General features: G+C 72.6%; 8 protein-coding genes and 1 tRNA gene. 1 reads left to right on the top strand and 8 read right to left on the bottom strand.

What is annotated here, in order from left to right; all coding sequences use genetic code 11:
• The 4 genes from PROKR_RS34200 to PROKR_RS07200 all read right to left on the bottom strand — a co-directional run.
• Positions 1–821 (bottom strand): hypothetical protein (locus PROKR_RS34200; RefSeq protein ID WP_036961365.1); only part of this gene is annotated, 821 nt, incomplete at its 3' end.
• A gap of 7 nt (positions 822–828) precedes the next feature.
• Complete coding sequence (locus tag PROKR_RS07210; protein ID WP_036961265.1) at positions 829–2,019, bottom strand: zinc-dependent alcohol dehydrogenase; 1,191 nt, start codon at positions 2,017–2,019, stop codon at positions 829–831.
• Between the two features lie 60 nt (positions 2,020–2,079).
• Positions 2,080–2,499 (bottom strand): CBS domain-containing protein, encoded by a 420-nt coding sequence (locus PROKR_RS07205; RefSeq protein WP_036961262.1) that lies wholly within the window; start codon positions 2,497–2,499, stop codon positions 2,080–2,082.
• Between the two features lie 42 nt (positions 2,500–2,541).
• The gene (locus PROKR_RS07200) at positions 2,542–3,162 is read right to left on the bottom strand and encodes a superoxide dismutase (protein ID WP_036961259.1); all 621 of its coding nucleotides are present in this window, start codon (positions 3,160–3,162) and stop codon (positions 2,542–2,544) included.
• Between the two features lie 191 nt (positions 3,163–3,353).
• Between PROKR_RS07200 and PROKR_RS07195 the strand changes: the two genes are divergently transcribed.
• A complete protein-coding gene (locus PROKR_RS07195) occupies positions 3,354–4,904 on the top strand; it encodes an alpha/beta hydrolase (RefSeq protein ID WP_245605732.1) in 1,551 nt (516 codons plus the stop codon).
• Positions 4,905–4,999: 95 nt separating this feature from the next.
• Here PROKR_RS07195 and PROKR_RS07190 read toward each other — a convergent pair.
• The 4 genes from PROKR_RS07190 to PROKR_RS34195 form a co-directional block, all read right to left on the bottom strand.
• A tRNA-Ala gene (locus PROKR_RS07190) sits at positions 5,000–5,072 on the bottom strand.
• Positions 5,073–5,164: 92 nt separating this feature from the next.
• Entirely contained in the window at positions 5,165–5,830 is a 666-nt protein-coding gene (locus tag PROKR_RS07185) for a histidine phosphatase family protein (protein ID WP_036961255.1), read from the bottom strand.
• Entirely contained in the window at positions 5,827–6,264 is a 438-nt protein-coding gene (rsfS, locus tag PROKR_RS07180) for a ribosome silencing factor (protein ID WP_036961252.1), read from the bottom strand. Before rsfS ends, PROKR_RS07185 begins: the two co-directional genes overlap by 4 nt.
• Positions 6,261–6,584 (bottom strand): hypothetical protein (locus PROKR_RS34195; protein ID WP_211240054.1); only part of this gene is annotated, 324 nt, incomplete at its 5' end. The genes PROKR_RS34195 and rsfS, both read right to left, overlap by 4 nt.

The following is a 6,584-nucleotide window of genomic DNA, read 5'->3' as shown; positions in this document are numbered from 1 at the left end:
ACGACCGCCAGCGCCCGGAGGGTCGCGGCCCCGGCGGTGTCGAAGGCGAAGAGCCAGTGCGGCACCTGGCCCGGGGCCGTGACGGGTCCCGCGGCATGGGCGGCCGCGGCCAGGGTGCCCGGTTCGGGCACGGCGAGGTAGGACTCGATCCGGCGGCCGAGCTCGGCGCGGAGCCGGTCGTCGCGCGGGTGGAACCACGACCAGTTCGCGTCGCGGCGCAGCGCGTCGAGCACGTCCACGAGCTCGCGGTCGGTGCGTGCCGACGGCCCGAGCACGACCTGGAGGACGATCTCCCACCAGGTGTCGGTGAACGTCGACGCGTCGAGCGTGCCGGAGTCGTGCAGTTTTCGGGCCAGGGCCGCCGCACCGCGCCGTACGGCGTCGGTGAAGGCGGCTCCGTCGTCGTGCACGGGCATCTCGGGCCGCAGCACGGTCTCGTTGAAGGGGCGGCGGTATCGCCGGTCGGTGGTGGTCGAGATCAGGACACCGTCCGGCTGGAAGTGCCTGAGGGCGCCGATCTTCTCCCTGTTCGCGGGGGTGAACGGCTCGGGCGAGCCCTCGAGCAGGCGCTGCACGTCGCCCGGCTCGGTGACCACCACCAGGCGACGGGGCCCGATCCGCAGCACGAGCGGGGCGCCGTCGTGCCGCGCGCGCAGGCCGGCCAGAACCTTGCGCGCCGTACGGTCGGTCTGGTGCCGTTCCGCCCAGGCGGTGGCGCGCGGACGGCGGATGATCGCGCCCTGCGCGACGAGCGGCGCGAGGACGGCGGTGACCACCCGGGCCGCCTCGGCCGGGTTCAGGTCGACGGGTGTGGACGCCATGGGGCCGTCAGGCCGCCGGGTCGAGCACGACCTTGATGCAGCCGTCCTCCTTGTGCTGGAACATGGCGTACGCCGCGGGCGCCTGCTCCAGCGGCCAGCGGTGGGTCCGCAGGTCCAGGACGCTCAGGGGGTCGGCCGGGTCGCTCACCAGCGGCAGCAGGTCGTCCGTCCAGCGACGCACGTTGGCCTGCCCCTGTCTGATCGTCACCTGCTTGTCGAAGAGCGTGAGCATCGGCAGCGGGTCCTTGGCACCGCCGTACACGCCCGCCAGCGAGAGGACGCCGCCGCGGCGCACGAGGTCGATGCCGGTGAGCAGGGCAGCCAGCCGGTCCGTCCCCGCGTGCTCCACCACCGGCTTGGCCAGCACGTCCGGCAGCACGCCGGCCGCCTTCTGCATCGCCTCCGCGACGGGCGAGCCGTGCGCCTCCATGCCGACCGCGTCGATCACCGCGTCCGGGCCGCGCCCGTCGGTCAGGTCGCGGACGGCGCCGACGACGTCGGTCCGGTTCTGGTCGATCACCGTGGCCCCGTGCCGTGCCGCCAAGGCCAGCCGCTCGGGCACCAGGTCCACGCCGACCACCAGCCCAGCACCCCGGTGCGCGGCGATCCGGGCCGCCATCTGGCCGATCGGGCCCAGGCCGAGCACGACGACCGACCCGCCCTCCGGGACCTGTGCGTACTCGACCGCCTGCCACGCCGTCGGCAGCACGTCCGACAGGTACAGGTAGCGCTCGTCGGGCTCGCCGTCGTCGGGCACCACGACCGGGCCGTACTGGGCCTGCGGGACCCGCAGATACTGCGCCTGCCCACCGGGGACCTGCCCGTACAGCTTGGTGTACCCGAACAGTGCCGCCCCGCTGCCCTGGTCGGTGACCTGCGTGGTCTCGCACTGCGACTGCAGCCCGCGCTCGCACATCCAGCACCGGCCGCACGCGATCCCGAACGGGACGACCACACGGTCTCCGGGCTTCAGGCCGCCCGTCTCGGGGCCGACCTCCTCGACCACGCCCATCGCCTCGTGGCCCAGCACGTCGCCCTTGTCGATGAACGCGCCCAGCACGCTGTACAGGTGCAGGTCGGACCCGCAGATCGCGGTCGACGTGACGCGCACGATCGCGTCTGTCGGCTCCTGGATCACGGGATCGGGTACGTCCTCGACCCCGACCTGTTCCTGGCCCTGCCACGTCAGTGCTCTCATGTCCGCCGTCCGATGTGTGTCGTGTGCTTCCGGTCCCGGCACCAGCTCGCGCCGGGTCGATCAGTCGTTCGGCGAGGCCGACGAGATGTCCGCGAGTGCCGAGTCCGGGTCGAGGGAGACCGCGAGATCTCCGATCGAGACGATTCCCACCGCGGCGCCGTCGTGGACGACCGGCACCCGGCGTACCGCGGCCTCGTGCATCACCTGGACCGCTGTGGCCACGGAGTCGTCGGGCCCGACCGCCACCAGGATCTTGCTCGTGACCTGGAGCACCGGGGTGTCGGGCCCGAGGCCCGCGGCCAGCCCCCGGACCACGAGGTCCCGGTCGGTGACCAGACCCGCCAGCCGGGTGCCGTCCTGCACCAGCACCGCCCCGATGTCCTGCTCGGACATCGCCGTGGCCACGGCCCGGAGGGACGCGGTCGCCTCCAGGACGACGGGCGGACCGGTCATGTAGGTGGAAACGGTGTGGGAGGCCATACGGTCCTCTTCTCCTGCGGAACGACGGCGCCGATGGGCCCGTCAGACGGCGTGGGTCGACGTCGCGGCGCGGGCCTGGTCGAGCCGGCCGGCGACGTCGGGCCAGTTCGTCAGGTTCCAGAACGCCTTGACGTAGTCCGCCTTGACGTTGAGGTAGTCCAGGTAGAACGCGTGCTCCCACATGTCGAGCATGAGCAGCGGGGTGATCCCCAGGGGCACGTTGGCCTGCTGGTCGAACAGCTGGAACACCAGCAGCCGCCCGCCGATGCTGTCCCAGCCGAGCACCGCCCAACCCGAGCCCTGGATGCCGGTGGCCGCGGCGGCGAAGTGTGCCTGGAAGGCCGCGAAGCTGCCGAACTGGTCCGCGATCGCCGCGCCGAGCTCGCCGTCCGGCTCGCCGCCGCCGTCGGGCGAGAGGTTGTTCCAGAAGACGGTGTGGTTGGTGTGGCCGCCCAGGTTGAACGCGAGGTTCTTCTCGTGCAGGTTCACGGCGGCCAGGTCGCCGGTCTCGCGCGCCTGCGCCAGCGCGTCGAGCGCGGCGTTGGCGCCGGCCACGTACGCGGCGTGGTGCTTGTCGTGGTGCAGCTCCATGATGCGCCCGCTGATGTGCGGCTCGAGCGCCGCGTAGTCGTAGGGCAGGTCAGGCAGGGTGTAGACGGACATTTCCGCGTCCTCTCGTCGAATGCTCCCGACTCTAGAACCTCAACTATGGTTCAGGTCAATGCGGCCGGGGGCGTGAGAGGCGTCACACCGCGCCCCCGGTTGACCGTGCCCCCAGGGCACGGGCTGGAGTGGGTCACGCACGTTCCGACGACGGACCACGAGGGGTGCGAGACATGGATCCACGACGAACGATGAGACGCGGGCTGGCGCTGATGACGGTGGCCGGGCTGGCGGGTGCGCTGCTCGCGACACCGGCGGCCGGCGGCGAGCGAGCAGGTGACGAGCGGCCCGGCGGCCCGGCGGACCCGCCGGTCTGGTCAGCCTGCCCGGACGACCTGGTGACGCCGGTGCCGCTGGAGTGCGCGACGGTCCAGGTGCCGCTGGACTACGACGAGCCCGACGGCCGGCAGATCGAGGTCGTGATCTCCCGGCTGGCGAGCACCGACCCCGGGAAGCGCGCGGGCGTGCTGCTGCTCAACCCGGGTGGACCCGGTGGCTCCGGGCTGACCCAGCCCGCCGAGATGGCGAACCTCGGCATGCCGGACAGCGTGCTGGACCGCTACGACCTGATCGGCATGGACCCGCGCGGTGTGGGCAGGTCGTCACCGGTGACCTGTGGCTTCACCGCGGACCAGCCCTACATGGGCAACATCCCGCCGTACGCGCCCGACGCCGAGGCGGTCACCGAGCACGCCGAGGTCGCCCGGCAGGTCGCCGCCCAGTGCGCCGAGCACGACACCGACGGCCGCATGCGGCACATGACCACGGCCAACACCGCCCGGGACATCGACCGGATCCGCGAGCTCCTCGGCGAGGAGAAGCTGAGCTTCTACGGCGCCTCCTACGGCAGCGCGCTGGGCTCGGCGTTCGCCACGCTGTTCCCGGACACCAGCGACCGCGTGATCGTGGACAGCAACCTCGGCGCCACCAGCCTGGACCGGGACTCCCACCGGCGCTTCGGCCTCGGCATGGAGAAGCGGTTCCCGGACTTCGCGCGGTGGGTCGCCGCCCGGCACGACACCTACGAGCTCGGCCGCACGCCCGCCCAGGTGCGCGCGGGATTTCTCGAGCTCGCCGCGCGGCTCGACGATGCACCGGTAGCCGGCGTGGACGGCGCGCTGTTCCGTGCCGTCGGGTTCGGCGGGCTCTACACGGAGGCGCGGTTCGGCATCACGGCGCAGCTGTGGCAGGGGCTGACCGACTCCGACAAGAGCGAGGTGCGTGCACGGCTACGCGATCTGGAGGACGTCCAGCCCGAGGTGGGTGGCCCGCCCGCCGTCGCCGCCACCAGGGGTGCCGCGAGCGAGCCGTCGCCGTACGACAACGCCTGGTCCTCGTACCTGGCGGTCACCTGCAACGACACGGACTGGCCGGAGGACGTGGCCACCTACCAGCGGGACACCGCAGTCGACCGGAAGCGCTACCCCCTGTTCGGCGGCGCGGGCGCCAACATCACGCCGTGCGCGTTCTGGCACAACGACCCGGTCGACCCGGAGCTGGAGATCAGCGACGAGGGCCCGGAGAACGTGCTGGTGCTGCAGAACCTGCGCGACCCGGCCACCCCGCATGCCGGCGGCGCCCTGGCCCGGGATCGGTTCGGCGACCGGGCGCGGCTGGTCAGTGTCGACGCGGGCGAGCACGGTGTCTACGTCTACGACGACAACGCGTGCGCGCTGAACACCACCACGCGGTTCCTGCTGACGGGCGAGCTGCCGGGGACCGACGTGTTCTGCGCGGCCTGATCCGACCGGCGGACCGACCGGTACCCGGTCGGTCCGCATCCAGCACGCAAAAAGATCCGGGGCCCGCCATCGACGGGCCCCGGATCTCTTCTGGGTGGAGCTGGGGGGACTCGAACCCCCGACCCCCTGCATGCCATGCAGGTGCGCTACCAGCTGCGCCACAGCCCCAGATTGGTCTCCCCCAAGCCGTTCGGCCGGGCGAGCGTCGCTAGTCTATGCAGACCGACGCCGGGGACCAAATCGAATCCGAATGCGCTCGGTCACTGCCGGGACTCGGGCCCCGCCTGCCACGTGTCGAGCGGGTATCCGGCCCCGACGTTGTGCGCGACGAGCCGCCACGCGGGCGACGCGCCGGGCCCGGAGGCCCGCAGGTGCGACCAGTGCACGTTGTGCAGGCCGTGCAGCCCGCGCCACGTGGCAGGGTCCAGGCCCAGCAGCCGGGTGATGGCCTGCGTGATCGCCGAACCGTGCGAGACGACCACGAGGGTCTCCCCCTGGCCGAGCCCGGCCGCGTGCCGCAGCACCGCCTCCTCCATGCGCCGGGCGGTGACCTCCTTGGACTCGACGCCGTTCGCCGCCGGCTCGCCGCCGCTGCGCCAGACCGCGTGCTCCTGCGGCCAGCGCTCGGCGATCTCGGCGTCGGTCAGGCCCTCCCAGTCACCGAACGACCGCTCGCGCAGGCCGGCGTCCGGCACCACCTCGAGGTCGAGGTGCTGCGCGTACGCGGCCGCGGTGTCCTGGGCCCGCTGCAGGTCGCTGGCCACCACGAGGGAGGCCTTGTGCGACGCCGCCAGTGCCCTGGCGCCCTGCTCCGCCTGCCACCGCCCGACCTCGTCGAGCGGGATGTCGATCTGGCCCTGCAGCCGCAGGCCGGCGTTGTACGCCGTGCGCGCGTGGCGCAGCAGGACAATCGTTCCAGCGGTCACAGGCGCGGGTCCCCGGCCAGGTGGATCGCCCCGTCGTCGGGGTCGCTGAACTCGCCGGTGTCGCCACCGCCGCGGGCGTCCTCCGGCAGCGGGATCGCCGGGCAGTCCTTCCACAGGCGCTCGAGCGCGTAGTAGGTCCGGTCCTCGGCGTGCTGCACGTGCACCACGACGTCGCCGAAGTCGATCAGCACCCACCGGGCCTCGGACTTGCCCTCGCGCCGGATCGGCTTGACGCCCTCCTTGAAGAGCGCCTCCTCGACGGAGTCGACGATCGCGGAGACCTGACGCTCGCTCGCGCCGGACGCGATGAGAAAGACGTCGGTCAGCACGAGCTGCTCGCTGACGTCGAGCGCGATGATCTCCTGCGCCTTGATGTCGCTCGCCGCCCGCGCCGCGATGATCGCGAGCTCCGTGGCCCGCTCGGTCGCCGTCATGCCGTGTTTCCTCCCATGAGGCCGGGCAGTCCGCCCGGCACGTTGCCCAGCAGGGCCGCCGCCTGGTCCGTCGGGAAGCTGCTGTCTCCCTCGAGCACGAGCTTCCAGATCAGGAGGCCGAGCACGAACGCGACGACCACCAGGATGATGTAGTGCAGCCAGGTGTACTGGGGACCCTCGTCCTCCTCCTCGTCCCACTCCTCCTCCGCCTCACGGCGGGAGGACCGGGACGGGGCCACCGGGCCGGCGCCGAACTGCGCGCCGGGGCCACCCGGACGCTGCTGACCCGGGCCGCCCATCGGGCCGGAGCCAGGGCCGCC

It is taken from the genome of Promicromonospora kroppenstedtii DSM 19349 (genome assembly GCF_000515355.1).
Classification (GTDB): Bacteria; Actinomycetota; Actinomycetes; order Actinomycetales; family Cellulomonadaceae; genus Promicromonospora; species Promicromonospora kroppenstedtii.
Note: the sequence above shows the minus strand (reverse complement) of the source record. Positions and strands in the feature narration are given on the sequence as shown.